This window comes from Rathayibacter sp. PhB127, from assembly GCF_003751665.1.
Lineage (GTDB): Bacteria > Actinomycetota > Actinomycetes > Actinomycetales > Microbacteriaceae > Rathayibacter > Rathayibacter festucae.
In genome coordinates this window covers 1,562,246-1,578,933 of the sequence record NZ_RKHW01000001.1, presented here as the reverse complement: position 1 = coordinate 1,578,933, position 16,688 = coordinate 1,562,246, and the positions used below count along the sequence as shown (strand labels likewise).

Sequence of the window (16,688 nt, the reverse complement as noted above, 5' to 3'; positions counted from 1 at the left end):
CCACTATGGACCGTGCCGCTCCCCTCCCCCGCCGGACCGTCCGCTCCCTCCGCGCGCTCCTGGCTCCTCGTCGCGCCGTCGCTCGTCGTCCTCGGCTGGGGCGGCAACCAGTTCCTGCCGCTGATGCAGCTCTACCGCCAGCTCGAGGGCTACACGCAGACGCAGGTCACGATCCTGCTCGCCGCCTACGTCCTCGGCATCGTGCCCGGCTTCGCCCTGGCCGGCGGCTGGTCCGACCGCTTCGGCCGCCGCCCGGTGCTGCTGGCCGGCCTCGTCCTGGGGATCCTCGGCAGCATCGTGCTCGCCTGCTCCCCCGCCTCGGTGCTCGGGCTCGGCGTCGGCCGCTTCATCAGCGGGCTGAGCGTCGCGGCGGGGATGGTCGTCGGCACGGCCTGGATCAAGGAGCTCTCGATCGCGACCGGAGCGTCCTCGGCCGGCGCCCGCCGCGCCTCCGCGATGCTCACCATCGGCTTCGGCGGCGGCGCGGGAGTCGGCGGCGCGCTCGCGCAGTTCGGCCCCTGGCCGACCGTGCTCCCCTACATCGTCCAGTCCGCCGCCTGCGTCGCGGCCGTCCTCGTGCTCCTCCGCGCACCCGAGACCCGGGCCTACGACCCGTCCGCCGGCCGCCTGACCGGCGAGCTGAGCATCCCGCGCCTCGCCCGCGCCCGCTTCGCCGCCGTCGTCCTGCCGCTCGCCCCCTGGGTGTTCGCCGCACCCGCCCTGTCCTTCGCGGTCGGGCCGAGCCTGGTCGCCGACCGCCTGCCCGGCGTCACCGTCGGCTTCGCGACCCTCGTCACCGTGATCACGCTCGGCTGCGGCTGGGTCACCCAGCTCTTCTCCGGCCCGCTGCTGATCCTGCTGCGCGGCCGCGGCGCCCTCGTCGGCGGCGCGCTCACCGCCCTCGGCGCTCTGCTGCTGATCCCCGCCGCCGTCGGACAGCAGCTCTGGCCGGTCCTCGTCGCCGCACCGGTCTTCGGCTGCGGCTACGGCCTCGCCATGGTCTCCGGGCTCACCGCCTCGCAGGCCCTCGTCGAGACGCGCGACCTGGCGAGCGTCACCGCCGTCTACTACTCCGTCACCTACGCCGGCTTCCTGGTGCCGGCGATCCTCGCGGCGCTGGCCGTCGCCCTGCCGATGCCGCTGCTGCTCGCGGCGACCGCGCTCGCGATCCTCGCCTGCGTCGCGCTCGCGGCCCGTGGACTGCGCCGCCGGTCCGCGGCTACGCTCGGCTGAACCGCCGCCCGCCCGAAGGAGACCCCGTGTCGAAGGTCCGCGTCCACAACTTCTCCGTCTCGCTCGACGGCTACGCCGCCGGGGAGGGCCAGTCGCTCGAGACCCCGTTCGGCCACGCCGGCTCGCGGCTGGTCGAGTGGGCGATGGGCACCCGCACCTTCCGCAGGATGGGCCTGCCCGGTCCGGGCGAGGGCTCGCAGGGCGTCGACGAGGCGTTCGCGAGCGCCTGGGCGGACGGCATCGGCGCCGAGATCATGGGCCGCAACAAGTTCGGGCCGCAGCGCGGTCCCTGGGAGGACGAGGAGTGGACCGGCTGGTGGGGCGAGGACCCGGTCTTCCACACGCCGGTCGTGGTCCTCACGCACCACCCGCGCCCGACCGTCACGATGGCCGGCGGCACCAGCTTCCACTTCGTCGACGCCGACCCGGCGACCGCCCTCGAGCGGGCCCGCGAGCTGGCCGGCGGCGGCGACGTGCGCATCGGCGGCGGCGCGGCGACAGTGCGGCAGTTCCTCGCCGCCGATCTCGTCGACCGGATGCACGTCGTGCTCGTCCCGATCGTCCTCGGCCGCGGCGAGCGGCTGTGGGACGGGCTCGAGGGCCTGGAGCAGCGCTTCCGCATCGAGGCGACACCCTCGCCGTCCGGGGTCGTGCACCTCGTCTTCGAGCGCCGGGAGCGCTAGAACCGCGCCGCGACCTCGTAGAGCACGTCCTCGTCGCCGGCGTACAGGCCCTCCGTCCGCGGCCAGTGCGCGATCACGTCGGTGAAGCCCAGCTCCTCGGCGCGGCCCGCCGAGTCGGCGAAGCGGTCGACGTTCTCGAGCGAGTAGTCCGGCCCGGAATCGAGCGAGAGGTGCCGCTCGATCGAGCGCGGGTCGCGCCCGGCGGCCTCGAGCGCGTCGTCGAGGCGCTTCGAGAGATCGGCGACCGCGGCCCACCACTCCTCGGTGCTGCGCCCCTCCGGACCCGTCGTCACCCAGCCCTGCGCCCGCTCGGCCACGAGCGCGAGGCCCTTCGGCCCGTTCGCCGCGAGCACGAACGGCACGCGCGGCGACTGCACCGGCTCTCCCACCATCCGGGCGCCCCGCGCCGTGAACCAGGCGCCGTCGAGGTCGATCCCGCCCGAGCCCGGCTCCTCGTGCCGCAGCAGCACGTCGAGCGCTGTGACGAACTCGACGTAGCGCTCGTGCCGCTCCCGCGGCGAGTGCAGCTCCTGGCCCAGCACCGTCGCGTCGAAGCCCGTCCCGCCCGAGCCGACCCCGAGGACGAAGCGGCCGCCCGAGATCTCGTCGACCGTCGCGATCTCCTTCGCGAACGGCACCGGGTGCCGGAAGTTCGGCGAGGCGACGAAGGTGCCCAGCCGCAGCGTCTCGGTCACCACCGCCGCGGCCGTCAGCGTGGGGATCGTCGCGTGCCAGACCTGGTCGGCGAGCGAGCGCCAGGAGAGGTGGTCGTAGGTCCAGGCGTGGTCGAAGCCGAGCCCCTCCGCGGACTGCCACTTGCGCCGGGCGGTGGACCAGGGCTCCTGCGGGAGGATGACGATGCCGTGTCGCATCGTCCGAGTGTAGGGAGGAAGGACCCTGCACGGACGGCCTGTCAGGACGGCCCGGTACGATGGTCGGCGGTGTGCCGGGAAGTCTGGTCGGCGGACGCGGCCCTCTGCCGCGTTCTCACGCGATCCGACGACCTCCCGAAGGAAGCCCCTCCGTGCCCCACACTCCTGCCTCCGAGCCCGTCCACCAGGCGCCCCACGCGATCTGGCGGGGCCTGCGCCAGACGCTGCGCTCCGACGCCGTCGGCGGCGCCCTGCTGCTCGGCGCGACCGTCCTCGCACTGGTGCTCGCCAACTCGCCCGCGGCCGGCTTCTACGAGACCGTCCGCGACTACGAGTTCGGCCCCGAGGCGCTCCACCTGAACCTCAGCGTCGGCGCCTGGGCGGCCGACGGACTGCTCGCGATCTTCTTCTTCGTCGTGGGCCTCGAGCTCAAGGAGGAGTTCGTCGTCGGCAAGCTCCGCGACCCGCGCACCGCCGCACTCCCGGTGGCCGCCGCGTTCGGCGGCGTCGCCGTCCCCGCCCTGATCTACGTCGCGATCAACGCGACCGCCGGCCCCGATGCCCTGCAGGGCTGGGCGATCCCGGTCGCCACCGACATCGCCTTCGCCGTCGCCGTGATCGCGGTCGTCGGCAAGAGCCTCCCGGTCGCCCTGCGCACCTTCCTGCTCACCCTCGCCGTCGTCGACGACCTGCTCGCCATCACGATCATCGCCGTCTTCTACACCTCGGCCATCGCCTTCCTGCCGCTGCTGCTCGCACTCGTCCCGCTGGGGATCTTCGCCGTCCTCGTCCAGCGGGGCGTCCGCACCTGGTGGATCCTGATCCCGCTCGGCGTCGCGACCTGGGCGCTCGTGCACGCCTCCGGCATCCACGCGACCGTCGCCGGCGTACTGCTCGGCTTCGCGGTCCCGGTCGTCGCGACCGCCCGCGCCCGCGTCCGCACCGGAACCGGGAGCGACGGCGAGCCCGAGTACGACGGACTCGCCGCGCACTTCGCCGACCGCTGGAGCGGCGTCTCGGCCGGCGTCGCCGTCCCGGTCTTCGCCTTCTTCTCGGCCGGAGTCACGATCGGCGGGCTCACCGGCCTCGTCGAGTCGTTCCAGGACTCCATCGCGCTCGGCATCGTCGTCGGCCTGGTGGTCGGCAAGCCGCTCGGCATCCTCGCGACCACCTTCCTGATCACCCGCCTGCCCGGTCTCCGCCTGGACCCCGCGCTGCGCTGGCCGGACCTGGTCGGCATGTCGATGCTCGCCGGCATCGGCTTCACCGTCTCGCTGCTCGTCGGCGAGCTGTCCTTCGGCGTCGGGAGCGAGGCCGACGAGCACGTGAAGGTCGGCGTGCTGGCCGGCTCGGTGATCGCGGCGGTGCTGGGCGCGACGGTCCTCTCGATCCGCAGCCGCGCCTACGCGCGGACCGGAGTCGTCTCGGACTGACCCTCGGCCAGCCGCATCGTGCCGCCCGCCCGGGCGGCGAACGCGCGCGCCGTCGCCGCGATCGTGCGCTGCATGACCCGGACCGCCGCCGTCGGCGCGAGGTCCGCCGGGCGCGCGAGGCTGATCGTGCGGCTGAGCGTCGGCTCCTCGAGCCGGATCGATCGCAGGCCCGGGCGACCCTGCAGCACCATCGCCGGCACGATCGCGACGCCGAGGCCGCGCTCGGCGAAGCGAAGCACCGCGTCCATCTCGGCGCCCTCGAGCACCACGTCGGGCACCAGGCCCGCTGCCGCGAAGGCCGCATCGGTCGTCCGGCGCAGGTCGTAGCTGGAGTTGAAGACGATCTGCGGGAGCCCCGCCACGGCCGCCAGTCCGAGGGCGTCGCCGCCGGCGAGCGCGGGCTCGGCCGCCGAGGAGACCACCACCAGCTCCTCGACGAGCAGCGGCGTCACCGTGAAGGCGCCGACGGCCGCCGCCGTCGACGTCGTCACCAGCGCGAGGTCCAGCTCACCGCGCGCGAGCCGGTCGAGCAGGCTGCGCGAGCCGTCCTCCGCCAGGTGCAGCTCGATCGCCGGGTGCGCCGCGTGGAAGGCGTGCAGCACCTCCGCCACGAGGCTGATGCAGAGCGTGGGCGTCGCGCCGAAGCGGACCCGCCCGCGCTCGAGCCCGGCGAGCTCGGCCAGCTCCCGGCGCACCGATTCGGCGTCGGCGAGCATGCGCCGCGCGAGCGGCAGCAGCAGCTCACCGGCCGGGGTGAGCGTGCTGCCGGAGCGCGCCCGCTGGAACAGCTCGGAGCCGAGGTCCTGCTCGAGCGAGGAGATCTGCCGGCTCAGCGAGGGCTGCGCGAGGTGCAGCTCCTCGGCAGCGCGGGTGAAGCTGCCCAGGCGCGCGACCTCGATGAATCCGGCCAGCTGCTCGAAGTTCATGTCCATAGCGTAAGTGCATACCCGGCCCCAGCATTATGCATTGGAGTAATCGAAGCGCCCTGCCTAGCGTGGAGTCATGACCCCTTCAGCGACCACCACGACCCCGGAGCGCCGGATCTCCACCTCCGTCCTCGTCATCGGCACCGGCGGCTCGGGCCTCCGCGCCGCGATCGAGCTGGCCGAGGCCGGCGTCGACGTCCTCGCGCTGGGCAAGCGCTCGAAGTCGGACGCGCACACCTCGCTCGCCGCCGGCGGCATCAACGCCGCCCTCGCCACGATGGACCCCGACGACAGCTGGCAGCAGCACGCGGCCGACACCATCACCGAGTCCTACCAGCTCGCCAACCCCCACACGGTCGAGATCGTCACCTCCAACGCCGCCCGCGGCATCCAGGACCTCGAGCGCTACGGCATGCCGTTCGCCCGCGAGGACGACGGCCGCATCTCGCAGCGCTTCTTCGGCGCGCACACCTACCGCCGCACCGCCTTCGCCGGCGACTACACCGGCCTCGAGATCCAGCGCACGCTGGTCAACCGGGCAGCGCAGCTCGACATCCCGATCCTGGACACCGTCTACGTCACCCGCATCCTCGTCAACGAGGACGGCGCCGTCTTCGGCGCCTACGGCTTCGACCTCGTCGACGGCACCCGCTACCTCATCCACGCCGACGCGGTCGTCCTCGCCGCCGGCGGCCACAACCGCATCTGGCGCCGCACCTCCTCGCGCCGCGATGAGAACACGGGCGACTCGTTCCGCCTGGCCGTCGAGGCCGGCGGTCGCCTGCGCGACCCCGAGCTGGTGCAGTTCCACCCGTCGGGCATCATCGAGCCCGAGAACGCGGCCGGCACGCTGATCTCCGAGGCGGCCCGCGGCGAGGGCGGCATCCTCCGCAACGGCCTCGGCGAGCGCTTCATGGGGAAGTACGACCCCGAGCGGATGGAGCTCTCGACCCGCGACCGCGTCGCGCTCGCCTGCTACACCGAGATCAAGGAGGGCCGCGGCACGCCGAACGGCGGCGTCTGGCTCGACGTCTCGCACCTCCCGCGCGAGACGATCATGACCCGCCTCCCCCGCGTCTACCAGACGATGCTCGAGCTGCAGATGCTCGACATCACGAAGGACCCGATCGAGATCGCGCCCACCGCGCACTACTCGATGGGCGGCGTCTGGGTCCGCTCGGACGACCACAGCACCGACGTCCCCGGCCTCTACGCCATCGGCGAGGCGTCCAGCGGACTGCACGGCGCGAACCGCCTCGGCGGCAACTCGCTGATCGAGTTGCTCGTCTTCGGCCGCATCGTCGGCCAGGCGGCGGCGGAGTACTCCGCGTCGCTGACCGCGCAGACCCGCTCCGCCGCGTCGGTGCAGGTCGCCCGCGACGAGATCGCCGACCTGCTCGCCGCCGACGGCGAGGAGAACGTGCGGGCCCTGCAGCGCGCGATCCGCAACACCATGACCGAGCACGCCGGCGTCGTCCGCGACGAGGCGGGCCTGCTGGCCGGACTCGCCGAGCTGGACGCCATCGAGGCGCGCATCGCCGACATCGGCATCCACCCGGACATCGCGGGCTTCCAGGACCTGGCGCACGCCTTCGACCTGAAGTCCGCCGCGATGGCCGCGCGGGCGACCCTCGAGGCCGCGCTGGAGCGCCGCGAGAGCCGCGGCTGCCACAACCGCAGCGACTACCCGGACATCGACCCGGCGCTGCAGGTGAACCTGGTCTGGTCGCCGTCCACCGGCATCACCCGCGAGGAGATCCCCGCGGTCCCGGAGGAGATCCAGGCGCTGATCCGCGAGGTCGCGACCGCGGGCAAGCTGCTCGAGTAGCGGGACTTCTCGCACTCCGCGCGCACGACGACGCCGGCCCGGGAGCGTTCCCGGGCCGGCGTCGTGTCGTTCCGCATCCGATCAGGCGCGGCTACGGGCGCGTCCGCCGAAGCGGGTGTAGAGGAACAGCACGATGATCGCGCCGATGATGGAGCCGATGATCCCGGCCGGCTGGAGGAAGCCCTCCATCGGGTCGTGCTGGAAGATCAGGAAGCCGAGGAAGCCGCCGACGAAGGATCCGACGATCCCCAGCACGATGGTCATCAGGATGCTGATGTTCTGCCGCCCGGGCACGATGAGGCGGGCGAGAGCGCCGGCGATGAGGCCGACGACGATGAGGCTGATGATGAGTCCGAGCACGGGAGTCACCTTCCTGTCGAGCACGGCGGACCGTGCGGTGGGGCTCTGCGGTCGCTGAGCCGATGGCCCACCCAAGCAGGGGCGGAGGGGTGGCCGGTACACCCCTGGGGGTGTAGTCACGGTGCCCGGCGGCGCGGTACGGTCCGTGGATGGACAGAGCATGCCGGCGCCCCTGACCGTCGCCCTGGTCGACGACTACGACGTCGTCCTCAAGGGCCTCGCGCACATGTTCGACCACTACCGCAACCGCGTCGTCGTCGCCGAGATCGACGCGAACGCCGCGCTCTCCGACCGCATCGACATCGTGCTGTACGACTCGTTCGCCCAACCGGAGTCGGACCTGCAGGAGCTCGCCGACCTCGTCCGCAACCCGCGCGCCGAGCACGTCGTCGTCTACACCTGGAACTTCCACCCCGACCTCGTCGCCGACGCCCTCGACCAGGGCGTGCGCGGCTACCTCTCCAAGACCCTGCCCGCCCGCGAGCTCGTCGCCGCCCTCGAGGCCGTCCGCTCCGGCGAGCTCGTCGTCAGCGAGCCGCCCCGCCGCGCGGGCACCGCCCCCGGCCTCGACTGGCCCGGCCGCCACGAGGGCATCACCGACCGCGAGTCCGAGATCCTCGCCCTGATCACCCAGGGCAAGAGCAACGCCGACGTCGCCGCCCTCACCTACCTCAGCCCCAACACCGTGAAGTCCTACATCCGCAGCGTCTACGGCAAGATCGGCGCCTCCAGCCGCACCCAGGCCGTCCTCTGGGGCGTCGAGCACGGCTTCACCCCCGACCACCACCGCATCGACCACTGGCTCGGCGGCCCGTGACCCAGCGGCCCGACCAGGGCGAGGCGCTGCTGCAGGCGCTCTGCACGACCTCCGAGCTGGACGAGGACGGCGAGGTCGTCGCCGTCGGCGACCGGATCCGGCGGCTCGCCGTCCCGCATCGCGGCGGCTTCTTCGGCGGCGACCTCGACGAGACGCCGTGGATGCTCGACCGCTACGGCGACGCGACAGGAGCCGCCGACACGGTGTGGATCGAGGGCGTCGTGACATCCGTCGCGGCGATCCGGACCCGCATGACCCGGCGCGACGACGGCGTCTGGACGGTCCGGCCCGGCTCCGCGGTGCTCGAGCCGCTGCGCTCCACCGCGGACACGCGCAGGCCGGTCCCCGAGATCGACTGGGGGCCGCACTCGGAGCCCGACGCCGAGGGGCACGCCTACGCGATGGGCTTCGCGCGGCGGAGCGAGGGCGACGAGGAGCTGTCCGGCTGGCTGATCACGGTGCGGCGCGCCTAGGGTGAGCACACCGCAGCACGAGGGGGACGCGATGCCACGGAACCACCCGCACAGAAGAGCCACCGCCGCCGCGATCGCGCTGCTCGCCCTGCCGCTGCTCGCGGGCTGCGCGGGACCGACGCCCTACTCCGACTTCGACCGGACACGGGACGAGCGGGACGTGCTGCCGGATCTCGGCGACGTGAGCGAGCAGATCGAACCGGATTCCGTGCGCTTCGTCGGCAGTGCCGAGGGCGTGGACGTCTATCTCGGCTCGTCGATCCGCGGCGACGACCACTGCGTGATCATCGACGGCGACGACGGGCCCGTGAGCGGCTGCGGCGGAGGCGGCGACCTGGAGGTGTCGCAGCGCACCTCGGTGGTGGTGCAGGTGCATCCCGACGGCGTCGAGCCGGAGGACTCCCCCGGTCTCGACTGGACGGCCCTCGGCCAGAACGTGTCGGTGCGGTCCTACGACTGATCGCTGCGCCGCCTTCGGTAGGTCGCCAGCGCCACTCCGCCGGGCAGCGCGCGCAGGTCGACGGCCTCGAGCGCCACCGGCTGCGGGAGCCCTCCGAAGAGGGGGACCCCCGCGCCCAGCAGCAGCGGCGAGATCTTCACCTGGATCTCGTCGATCTCCTCGATCAGCTGCGCCGCGAGGTCGCCGCCGCCGCAGAGCCAGATGTCGCGCCCCGGCTCCCGCTTGAGCGCCGCGACCTGCGCCCGGACGTCGCCCGCCATCGTCTCCACCCGGTCGGAGGCAGGCAGTTCGCCGTGCGTCACCACGATCTGGCGCAGGTGCGGGTAGGCGCCGTCGACGAGCCCGGCGTCCACCGCGGGAGCGTGCGTGCGGCGGCCGAGCAGCACGGTGTCGAACCGGCGCGGCGACGCGGCGACGCCGAGCGCCGCGCGCAGGTGCGCCGGGCAGGTCTCCGGATAGCGCTCGAAGAGGTCGGCGAGGGTCTCCGGCGCGGTCGGGAACGCGGAGACGTCCCCCTCGGGATCCGCGAGGAAGCCGTCGAGCGAGGTGGCGATGTAGTAGACGAGGTCGCGCATGCCACCGCACGGTACCCCTCGTCGGCGGGGGTCTTCTAGCCTGGAGGGAGAGGAGGCCCCATGTCCGAAGCCAGGGATCGCGCCGCCCGGTACGCCGCGGAGCGCGCGACCGGCGGCCGTTCGGAGACCGGCGACGAGCGCATCGGCTCCCTCCCCGAGAACCCCGAGGACCGTGCCGCGTTCATCGAGACGTCGATCCAGCAGGCGATCCGCCGGGGCGAGTTCGACGGTCTGCCGGGCGCTGGCAAGCCGCTCGAGGGGCTCGGCGAGCACCACGACCCGGACTGGTGGATCCGCCGCAAGATCGAGCGCGAGAACCTCACCGGCATCGGTCCCGCCGCGTTCCTCCTCCGCGCCGAGGACCGGCGGCTGGACGAGCAGCTCGACCGCCTGATCCGCGAGTCCGAGGTGCGCGCGGTGCTCGCCGACTTCAACAAGCGCGTCGTCGAGGCGCGCCGCCAGCTGCTCGGCGGCCCGCCGGTGGTCACGCCGCTCCGCGACATCGACGCGGAGGTCTCCGCCTGGACCGAGCGCCGGAACGCGCGGTTCGCAGCGCCCGAGCCGCAGGAGCCCGCGCGGCCCCGCCGCCGGTGGTGGCGCCGGCGCTGACCGCTCCGCGCACGAGCGCGCCGATCCGCATCACTATGCTGGGAAACTCCGCGAGGGAGGGTCGGATGAAGGTTCCGCGCACCGCGACGACCCGCGTCGTCACCGAGATCAACCGGACGGCGATCGTCGACGCCCTCCGCCTGCACGGCCCCTCCTCCCGCAGCGCCATCGCCCGGCACACCGGCCTCAGCCCCGCCACGGTCGAGCGGCTCTGCTCGGCCCTGCTCGGCGAGGGCGTCATCGTGCTCGACGGCCGCGAGCGCTCCTCCGGCGGCCGGCCGTCCTCGCTCTACCGCTACGCCGGCGACGCCCGCGTGGTCGCCGCGATCGAGGTCTCCGAGACGCAGGCGCACGGCCGCCTCGTCGACTTCGACGGCAAGACCGTGCGCGACGAGGTCCTCGCCTTCGACCTCTCCGGCGACGGCTCCGACGCCGACCGCCGCCTCGCCGGCACCATCGAGATGGTCGACCTGCTGATGGCCGCGTCGAAGCGGATCCGCAAGCCCTGCGCCGGCGTCGGCGTCACCATCCCGGGCATCGTGCACGGTCCGGAGGGCCGGGTCACCAACACGATCGAGCTCGGCTGGAGCGACGTCATGCTCGGCAGCATCCTCCAGGCCCGCGTCGGCGTGCCGGTGCTGGTCGAGAACGATGCGAACGCCATCGGCTTCGGCGAGTGGTCCCGCGGCGCCGGCCGCGGCGCGCAGAGCCTGGCCACCTACGTCCTCGGCGTCGGAGTCGGCGCCGGCATCGTGCACGACGGAGTGCTGCTGCGCGGGTCGCGCTCGGCCGCGGGCGAGATCGGCTACCTGGTCACCGAGCGCTCGCACCTGGAGCGGCCGTACACGACCCAGGGTGACCTGGAGTCGCGGATCGCCGGGATCTCCCGGAGCTACGCGCGGGAGCACGCGGCCGATGCGGCGAACCCGCTCGGCGCCCTGCTCGACGCGGCCGCGGCCGGCGAGGAGTCCGCTCGGGCGCCCGCCGCCGAGGTCTTCGACTACATCGGCCTGTCCTGCATCGCGCTCTGCACCGTGCTGGACCCCGAGCTGATCGTCCTGGCCGGCCACCTCTCACGCCAGCCCGAGTACGCGATCCAGGAGGTGACCCGTCGCCTCGTCGGCCGGATCACCATCCCGCCGCGCATCGCCACCGCCGAGCTGGGCACCGACGCGGCGCTCGTCGGCGTCGCGCAGCTGATCATCGCCCGCTCGCGGACGGCGACCTACCTCAGCTGAGGGGCCGCTCGAACGCCGAGGCCGCCTCGCGGTCGAGCAGCACCGTGACGTCCGGATGGCCCTGCAGCGCCGAGGCCGGGCAGTCGACGTCGACCGGGCCGAGCAGCGCGCGGGCGACGGCGTCCGCCTTGGCCGCGCCCGAGGCGAGGAGCACCAGCGAGCGCGCGGCGAGGATCGTCGCGATCCCCTGCGTGATCGCCGACTCCGGCACCAGCTCGAGACGACCGTCGAAGAAGCGGGCGTTCGCCTCGCGGGTGCTCCGCTCGAGCCTGACGACGTGCGTGCCGACGTCGTGCGGGGTGCCGGGCTCGTTGAAGCCGATGTGGCCGTTGCCGCCGATGCCGAGGATCTGCAGCTCGACGCCGCCGGCCGCGCGGATCGCGGCGTCGTAGTCCCGGCCCGCCTGCTCGCCGTCCGCGCGGGTGCCGTCGGGGACGTGCACGGCGCCCATCCGCAAGGGGACGCGCACCTCGCGGTCGAGGACCGCGCGGTAGCTCTCGGGGTGCCCGGGATCGATGCCGACGTACTCGTCGAGCGCGAAGGCGCTCACCCCGGAGACGTCGATCCGGCCCGCCGCGACCCGGCCGGCGAGCTCGCGGTACAGCAGCGAGGGCGTCGAGCCGGTCGCGACGCCGAGCACCGCCCGCGGGTCGGCGAGGACGCGCTCGGCGACCAGGTCGGCCGCGGCGCGCGAGGCCGCGGCGAAGGAGTCGAAGACGCGGACGGTGGTGCCGGGCGCGAAGGCGGTGCTCCCGCGCGTTCCGGTGAGGCTCACGAGGCCACCTCCGAGAGGGTGCGCTCGGCGGCGGCGAGGGCCCTGGCGTGGGCCATCGCGCCCACCACCGGTGGCCGCCGCACCACGACGAAGGCCAGCTGCGGCGCTTCCTCGGCCAGCCGCTCGCGGATCCGCCGCTCGTAGGCGGGCTGGTTCACGATCACGCCGCCGCCCGCGACGACGAGCGAGCCGATCGCCCCGCGGCGCACCAGCGAGGCGACGCCCGCGGCGAGCGCCCGCGCGGCGTCCTCGACGATCCGACCGGCGAGAGCCGAGCCGGCGGCCGCCTGCTCGAAGACCAGCGGGGCGAACGCGCCCCAGGCCGCGCCGCCGGCGATGCGCGTCGCCTCGGCAGCGAGCGTCGCGGCGTCGCTCGCGCCGAACGCGGTGAGGACGGCGCCGATCAGCGGGTCCGACGCCCCACCGCCGGGGGCGATGCCGCGGTCGCAGGCCACGAGGGTCTCGCGCAGCGCCGTCGACACGAGGTCGTGCGCGCTGCCGCGGTCGCCGAGCGGCCAGCCGTGGCCGTCGACGGTGATCCGGACGCCGTCCGCGGTCGTCCCGCAGATCACGGCGCCGGTGCCGACGATCATCTGGATGCTCGGCTCCTCCTGCTCCGCGAAGCCGAGCAGCTCGGCGTCGTTGACGACCGTCACGGGCCGGCCGAGGCGGAGCGACAGCGTCGCCGTCGCCTCGCGCATCTGCCCCGGGGTGTCGCAGCCGTGCACGCCGAGGACCACCACGGCGTCCTCGGCGAGCGGGCGCAGGCGCAGCAGCACGTCGGCGAGCCGGGGCAGGTTCTTGGGGTCGGCGAAGAGCTCGCCCGTGCGCCAGGCGCTCGAGGGGAGGACCAGGTCCTCCTCCGCCCCGACCGTGTCGAGGAGGCGGACGTGGGTCTTGGTGCCGCCCACGTCGACACCGACGAGATGGGCTGCGGCCTGCGGAGGATTTTGCGTCACAGTGGCATGAAAGCATCTCCGGCCCCGCGGGACAAGGCGGCTGGCGCGGGATGCAGCCCCTCGCACACCTCCGCGTTACGGCGCTGTTTCCGCGAGTTACGGCCCGATCACGACTTCCGGCCCCCGGAAGATTCTTGTTGACCTATATGGGTCGTATTGATAAGAAAGCACTACCGCCTCGACGACGAAGCGCCCGCGCCTCGTCGACTGACAGACACATGAAAGGTGTTCCGTTGAAGAAGACAGCACGCGCCACCCTGGCGCTCCTCGGCACGGGAGTGCTGATCGCTTCTCTCGCCGGGTGCGCGAACGGCTCCTCCGGAGCCGGCGCCTCCGACCCGCTCCAGTTCGTCCTCTCCGGCGACGGGACCCAGGGCGGCGGCTACCAGAAGATGGCCGATCTCTACCAGGAGCAGACCGGTGTCGAGGTCGAGATCGTCGACGTCCCGGGCGACGACCTGACGACCCGCCTGCGCAACAGCGCCCAGGCGAACGACCTGCCGGCCCTCGCCGCCGCCGCGAACGTCGACCCGCTGTGGAAGGACCAGATCCTCGACCTCTCGCAGATCGCGACCGACCAGGACATCCTGCCGCTGCTCGCCGTGCCGGACCCCGAGGACGGCAAGGTCAAGGCGCTGCCCACCAGCCTCACCTCGGTCGGCATGTTCATCAACAAGTCGCTCTTCGACGAGGCGGGCGTCTCGTACCCCACCGACGCGACGCAGAGCTGGACCTGGGACGAGTTCGTCGCCAAGTCCGAGGAGGTCCAGGCGGCCACCGGCGCGCAGTACGGCATGGTGATGGACAACTCCGCGCACCGCCTCCGCTCCTTCCTCTACGAGTTCGGCAGCGAGGGCATCGTCGACGACGGCGGCACCTTCACCGCCAACGCCGAGACGAAGACGGCGCTGGAGTACTTCAAGAAGCTCAACGACGACGGCTTCATGCCCAAGTCGGTCTGGACCGCGGGCGAGGACGCCAGCGCGACCTTCAAGAGCGGCCAGGTCGTCTCCTACTACTCCGGCGTCTGGCAGATCGCGGACTTCCAGTCCAACATCACCGAGTTCGAGTGGGCCTCGGTGCCGACCCCGCAGCAGCCCGTCAAGGCGACCAACTACGGCGCCGCCTCGTGGATCGTCGCCTTCGACGGCACCGGCCAGGAGGAGGAGGCCCAGAAGTTCATCGACTGGCTCTACCAGCCCGAGCAGTACTCCGCGTACTGCGAGATCGCCGGCTGCCTGCCCGCCGTCACCGGCCTCGAGATGAACTACCCGGCCAACCAGGACGCGTTCGCGCTCTACAACGCCGAGATCGCGGCCTCGCCCGCCGTCTCCTCGCTGCAGACCGTCGACCAGCTGATCGGCGGCTACGAGGGCAAGTTCCTCCAGTCGGAGCCGCTCAAGGACGAGACGATCAAGTACCTCAACGACCAGCAGAGCGTCGACGAGACCATCGACAACATCCTGTCGACGACCCAGGCCGCTCTCGGCGAGTAGGTCCCCCCGGCGGTGCGGGGTCCTCTCCCCGCACCGCCCTCCCCCTCGCAGGATCACCCGATCAGGAGAGCATCATGACCGTCCAGCCGCTCGTCACTCCGTCCTCACCACCGGAGACGGTCCTCACGGTCCCCGGCGCAGGTCGCGGATCGAAGGGCTCGCGCAAGCGCCCCGTGCGCCGCCCCCGCTACGTCGTCAGCACCGTGCTGCTGACGGTCGGCGTCGCGATCCTCTTCGCCCTCTTCTTCGTCTGGCCCGGCGCCCTCGGCGTGATGTACTCCTTCACCTCGTACCGGGGCTTCGGCGACATCGAGTTCGTCGGCCTCGACAACTACACGGCGCTCGCGCAGGACCCGGTGTTCTACGCCGCGGTCGGCCGCACGCTCGTCTACGCGCTGTTCTCCGTGCCGTTCGCCTGCGGCCTCTCGCTGCTGATGGCCGTCGCGCTGAACAACGCGCGGGCCAAGGGCAAGATCGGCGCCCGCATCATCTTCTTCCTGCCCTGGCTGGTCTCCCCCATCGTCGCGGGCGTCATCTGGCGCTGGATGTTCGGCGAGAGCTTCGGCTTCGTCAACTTCGCGATCACCTCGCTCGGCGGCGGTGCCGTGCCGTGGTCCTCGAACGCCGACCTCTCGCTCTTCGTCGTGATCCTCGCCTCCGCCTGGGGCGGAGCGGCCTTCAACATGCTGCTGTTCATCGCGGCGCTGAACAACGTGCCGGTCTCGCAGTACGAGGCGGCCGAGCTCGACGGCGCGAACCCCTGGCAGCGCTTCGTCTCGATCACCCTCCCCGGCATCGCGCCGACCACGCTGCTCGTGGTCCTGCTCTCGACGCTCGGGCACATGAAGGAGTTCGCGATGATCCAGGCCCTCAACAACGGCGGCCCGGGCACCGAGAACCAGCTCATCGTCCAGTACATCTTCCAGACCGGATTCGCGCAGTCGAACGTCGGCTACGCCAGCGCCGCCTCGATGGTGCTGCTGGTGATCCTGCTGATCGTCGCCGGAATTCAGCTCGCCATCAGCAAGAGGAGCCAGGCATGGTGACCACGACCCCCGCCCCCGCCCGCACCACCCGCCCGAAGCGCACGCCGGCCGCGCCCGCGCCGATGACCCGGAAGAAGACCGGCGAGTTCCGCCGCTCGATCGGCCCGACCGCGATGCTCTGGGCGATCGCGATCCTCACGCTCTTCCCGCTGCTCTGGTTCCTGCTCAGCTCGTTCAAGGGCGGCGGCGACCTCTTCACCTACCCGCTCTCGCTGCTGCCGCGCGAGTGGACCCTCGACGGCTACCAGCGCGCGCTGGAGCGGGTCGACTTCGTCCGCTACTTCTCGAACACGTTCGTGGTCGCGACGCTGACCACGCTGCTCACCGTCTTCTTCAGCGCGACGACCGGCTACGCCCTGGCGAAGTACAAGTCGCCGTGGCTGAGCGTGCTGGCGCTCTGCATCCTCGCCACCACGATGCTGCCCGGCGAGGTCATCCTCAACCCGGTCTTCACCGTGGTCCGCGACCTCGGCATGTACAACACGCTGATGGGCATCATCATGCCGTCGATCCTCACGCCGACCGGCGTCTTCATGTTCCGGCAGTTCTTCATCACGGTGCCGGACGAGCTGCTCGACGCCGCCCGGATCGACGGGGCGCGCGAACTCTCGATCTTCTTCCGGATCATGCTGCCGCTGTCGAAGCCGATCATCCTGACGCTGTCGATCATCTCGTTCCAGTGGCGCTGGAACGACTACATCTTCCCGCTGATCATCCTCAGCGACCCGAAGAACTTCACCCTGCAGATCGCGCTGCGCCAGCTGATCGGCGCGCAGAACATCGACTGGGCGATCCTGCTCTCGGCCTCGGTGCTCTCGATGCTGCCGCTGGTGGCGATCTACCTGGTGTTCCAGAAGTACATCACCGGGTCCGACATCAATGCGGGGCTGCGCGACTAGAGATGC

The 16,688-nt window shown here is 72.4% G+C and carries 18 protein-coding genes; 12 read left to right on the top strand and 6 right to left on the bottom strand.

Features of this window, described 5'->3' with window-relative positions:
- Nucleotides 1-12: 12 nt before the first annotated feature.
- Both EDF22_RS07550 and EDF22_RS07545 read left to right on the top strand, forming a co-directional pair.
- Nucleotides 13-1,233, top strand: coding sequence for an MFS transporter (locus EDF22_RS07550; protein WP_123703641.1), 1,221 nt, complete (start codon nucleotides 13-15; stop codon nucleotides 1,231-1,233).
- 26 nt (nucleotides 1,234-1,259) lie between these two features.
- Nucleotides 1,260-1,916 carry a dihydrofolate reductase family protein gene (locus tag EDF22_RS07545; protein WP_123703639.1) on the top strand — a complete coding sequence of 219 codons (657 nt, stop codon included), beginning with the start codon at nucleotides 1,260-1,262 and terminating at the stop codon, nucleotides 1,914-1,916.
- Here EDF22_RS07545 and EDF22_RS07540 read toward each other — a convergent pair.
- Nucleotides 1,913-2,788, bottom strand: coding sequence for an LLM class flavin-dependent oxidoreductase (locus tag EDF22_RS07540; RefSeq protein ID WP_123703637.1), 876 nt, complete (start codon nucleotides 2,786-2,788; stop codon nucleotides 1,913-1,915). The genes EDF22_RS07545 and EDF22_RS07540 overlap by 4 nt on opposite strands.
- A 152-nt stretch (nucleotides 2,789-2,940) precedes the next feature.
- Here EDF22_RS07540 and nhaA point away from each other — a divergent pair, with 152 nt between their 5' ends.
- A complete protein-coding gene (gene nhaA, locus EDF22_RS07535) occupies nucleotides 2,941-4,221 on the top strand; it encodes a Na+/H+ antiporter NhaA (RefSeq protein ID WP_397460136.1) in 1,281 nt (426 codons plus the stop codon).
- Here the strand turns inward: nhaA and EDF22_RS07530 are convergent.
- A complete protein-coding gene (locus tag EDF22_RS07530) occupies nucleotides 4,191-5,147 on the bottom strand; it encodes a LysR family transcriptional regulator (RefSeq protein ID WP_185038793.1) in 957 nt (318 codons plus the stop codon). The genes nhaA and EDF22_RS07530 overlap by 31 nt on opposite strands.
- A gap of 76 nt (nucleotides 5,148-5,223) precedes the next feature.
- Between EDF22_RS07530 and EDF22_RS07525 the strand changes: the two genes are divergently transcribed.
- Nucleotides 5,224-6,975 (top strand): L-aspartate oxidase, encoded by a 1,752-nt coding sequence (locus tag EDF22_RS07525; RefSeq protein WP_123703631.1) that lies wholly within the window; start codon nucleotides 5,224-5,226, stop codon nucleotides 6,973-6,975.
- Between the two features lie 81 nt (nucleotides 6,976-7,056).
- Here EDF22_RS07525 and EDF22_RS07520 read toward each other — a convergent pair whose 3' ends face one another.
- Nucleotides 7,057-7,335 (bottom strand): GlsB/YeaQ/YmgE family stress response membrane protein, encoded by a 279-nt coding sequence (locus EDF22_RS07520; protein ID WP_123445883.1) that lies wholly within the window; start codon nucleotides 7,333-7,335, stop codon nucleotides 7,057-7,059.
- A 160-nt stretch (nucleotides 7,336-7,495) separates the two neighbouring features.
- Between EDF22_RS07520 and EDF22_RS07515 the strand changes: the two genes are divergently transcribed.
- Genes EDF22_RS07515 through EDF22_RS07505 form a run of 3 tightly spaced genes read left to right on the top strand, consistent with a single transcriptional unit; the run spans nucleotide 7,496 to nucleotide 9,085 of the window.
- Nucleotides 7,496-8,152, top strand: a complete 657-nt coding sequence (locus EDF22_RS07515) for a response regulator transcription factor (RefSeq protein WP_123703629.1) — start codon at nucleotides 7,496-7,498, stop codon at nucleotides 8,150-8,152.
- On the top strand, nucleotides 8,149-8,625 hold the full coding sequence (locus EDF22_RS07510; RefSeq protein ID WP_123703627.1) for a hypothetical protein: 477 nt from the start codon (nucleotides 8,149-8,151) through the stop codon (nucleotides 8,623-8,625). The genes EDF22_RS07515 and EDF22_RS07510 overlap by 4 nt, the downstream gene beginning before the upstream one ends.
- A 31-nt stretch (nucleotides 8,626-8,656) precedes the next feature.
- Nucleotides 8,657-9,085: a hypothetical protein gene (locus tag EDF22_RS07505; protein WP_123703625.1), complete on the top strand. Its 429-nt coding sequence runs from the start codon at nucleotides 8,657-8,659 to the stop codon at nucleotides 9,083-9,085.
- Here the strand turns inward: EDF22_RS07505 and EDF22_RS07500 are convergent.
- Nucleotides 9,076-9,660: a dihydrofolate reductase family protein gene (locus EDF22_RS07500; RefSeq protein ID WP_123703623.1), complete on the bottom strand. Its 585-nt coding sequence runs from the start codon at nucleotides 9,658-9,660 to the stop codon at nucleotides 9,076-9,078. The genes EDF22_RS07505 and EDF22_RS07500 overlap by 10 nt on opposite strands.
- Nucleotides 9,661-9,720: 60 nt before the next feature.
- Here EDF22_RS07500 and EDF22_RS07495 point away from each other — a divergent pair, with 60 nt between their 5' ends.
- Both EDF22_RS07495 and EDF22_RS07490 read left to right on the top strand, forming a co-directional pair.
- Nucleotides 9,721-10,269, top strand: coding sequence for a DUF1992 domain-containing protein (locus tag EDF22_RS07495; RefSeq protein WP_123703621.1), 549 nt, complete (start codon nucleotides 9,721-9,723; stop codon nucleotides 10,267-10,269).
- A 65-nt stretch (nucleotides 10,270-10,334) separates the two neighbouring features.
- The gene (locus EDF22_RS07490; RefSeq protein WP_166674067.1) at nucleotides 10,335-11,507 is read left to right on the top strand and encodes an ROK family transcriptional regulator; all 1,173 of its coding nucleotides are present in this window, start codon (nucleotides 10,335-10,337) and stop codon (nucleotides 11,505-11,507) included.
- Here the strand turns inward: EDF22_RS07490 and EDF22_RS07485 are convergent.
- Both EDF22_RS07485 and EDF22_RS07480 read right to left on the bottom strand, forming a co-directional pair.
- Entirely contained in the window at nucleotides 11,500-12,282 is a 783-nt protein-coding gene (locus EDF22_RS07485; RefSeq protein ID WP_260303337.1) for a glucosamine-6-phosphate deaminase, read from the bottom strand. The genes EDF22_RS07490 and EDF22_RS07485 overlap by 8 nt on opposite strands.
- A complete protein-coding gene (locus tag EDF22_RS07480) occupies nucleotides 12,279-13,241 on the bottom strand; it encodes a BadF/BadG/BcrA/BcrD ATPase family protein (protein WP_185020384.1) in 963 nt (320 codons plus the stop codon). Before EDF22_RS07480 ends, EDF22_RS07485 begins: the two co-directional genes overlap by 4 nt.
- A gap of 233 nt (nucleotides 13,242-13,474) precedes the next feature.
- Between EDF22_RS07480 and EDF22_RS07475 the strand changes: the two genes are divergently transcribed.
- The 3 genes from EDF22_RS07475 to EDF22_RS07465 all read left to right on the top strand — a co-directional run bounded on the left by EDF22_RS07475 (nucleotide 13,475) and on the right by EDF22_RS07465 (nucleotide 16,682).
- Complete coding sequence (locus EDF22_RS07475) at nucleotides 13,475-14,737, top strand: ABC transporter substrate-binding protein (RefSeq protein ID WP_243839919.1); 1,263 nt, start codon at nucleotides 13,475-13,477, stop codon at nucleotides 14,735-14,737.
- A gap of 74 nt (nucleotides 14,738-14,811) precedes the next feature.
- Entirely contained in the window at nucleotides 14,812-15,783 is a 972-nt protein-coding gene (locus EDF22_RS07470; RefSeq protein WP_123703613.1) for a carbohydrate ABC transporter permease, read from the top strand.
- Complete coding sequence (locus tag EDF22_RS07465) at nucleotides 15,777-16,682, top strand: carbohydrate ABC transporter permease (RefSeq protein WP_243839918.1); 906 nt, start codon at nucleotides 15,777-15,779, stop codon at nucleotides 16,680-16,682. The genes EDF22_RS07470 and EDF22_RS07465 overlap by 7 nt, the downstream gene beginning before the upstream one ends.
- The last annotated feature ends 6 nt before the right edge of the window (nucleotides 16,683-16,688 follow it).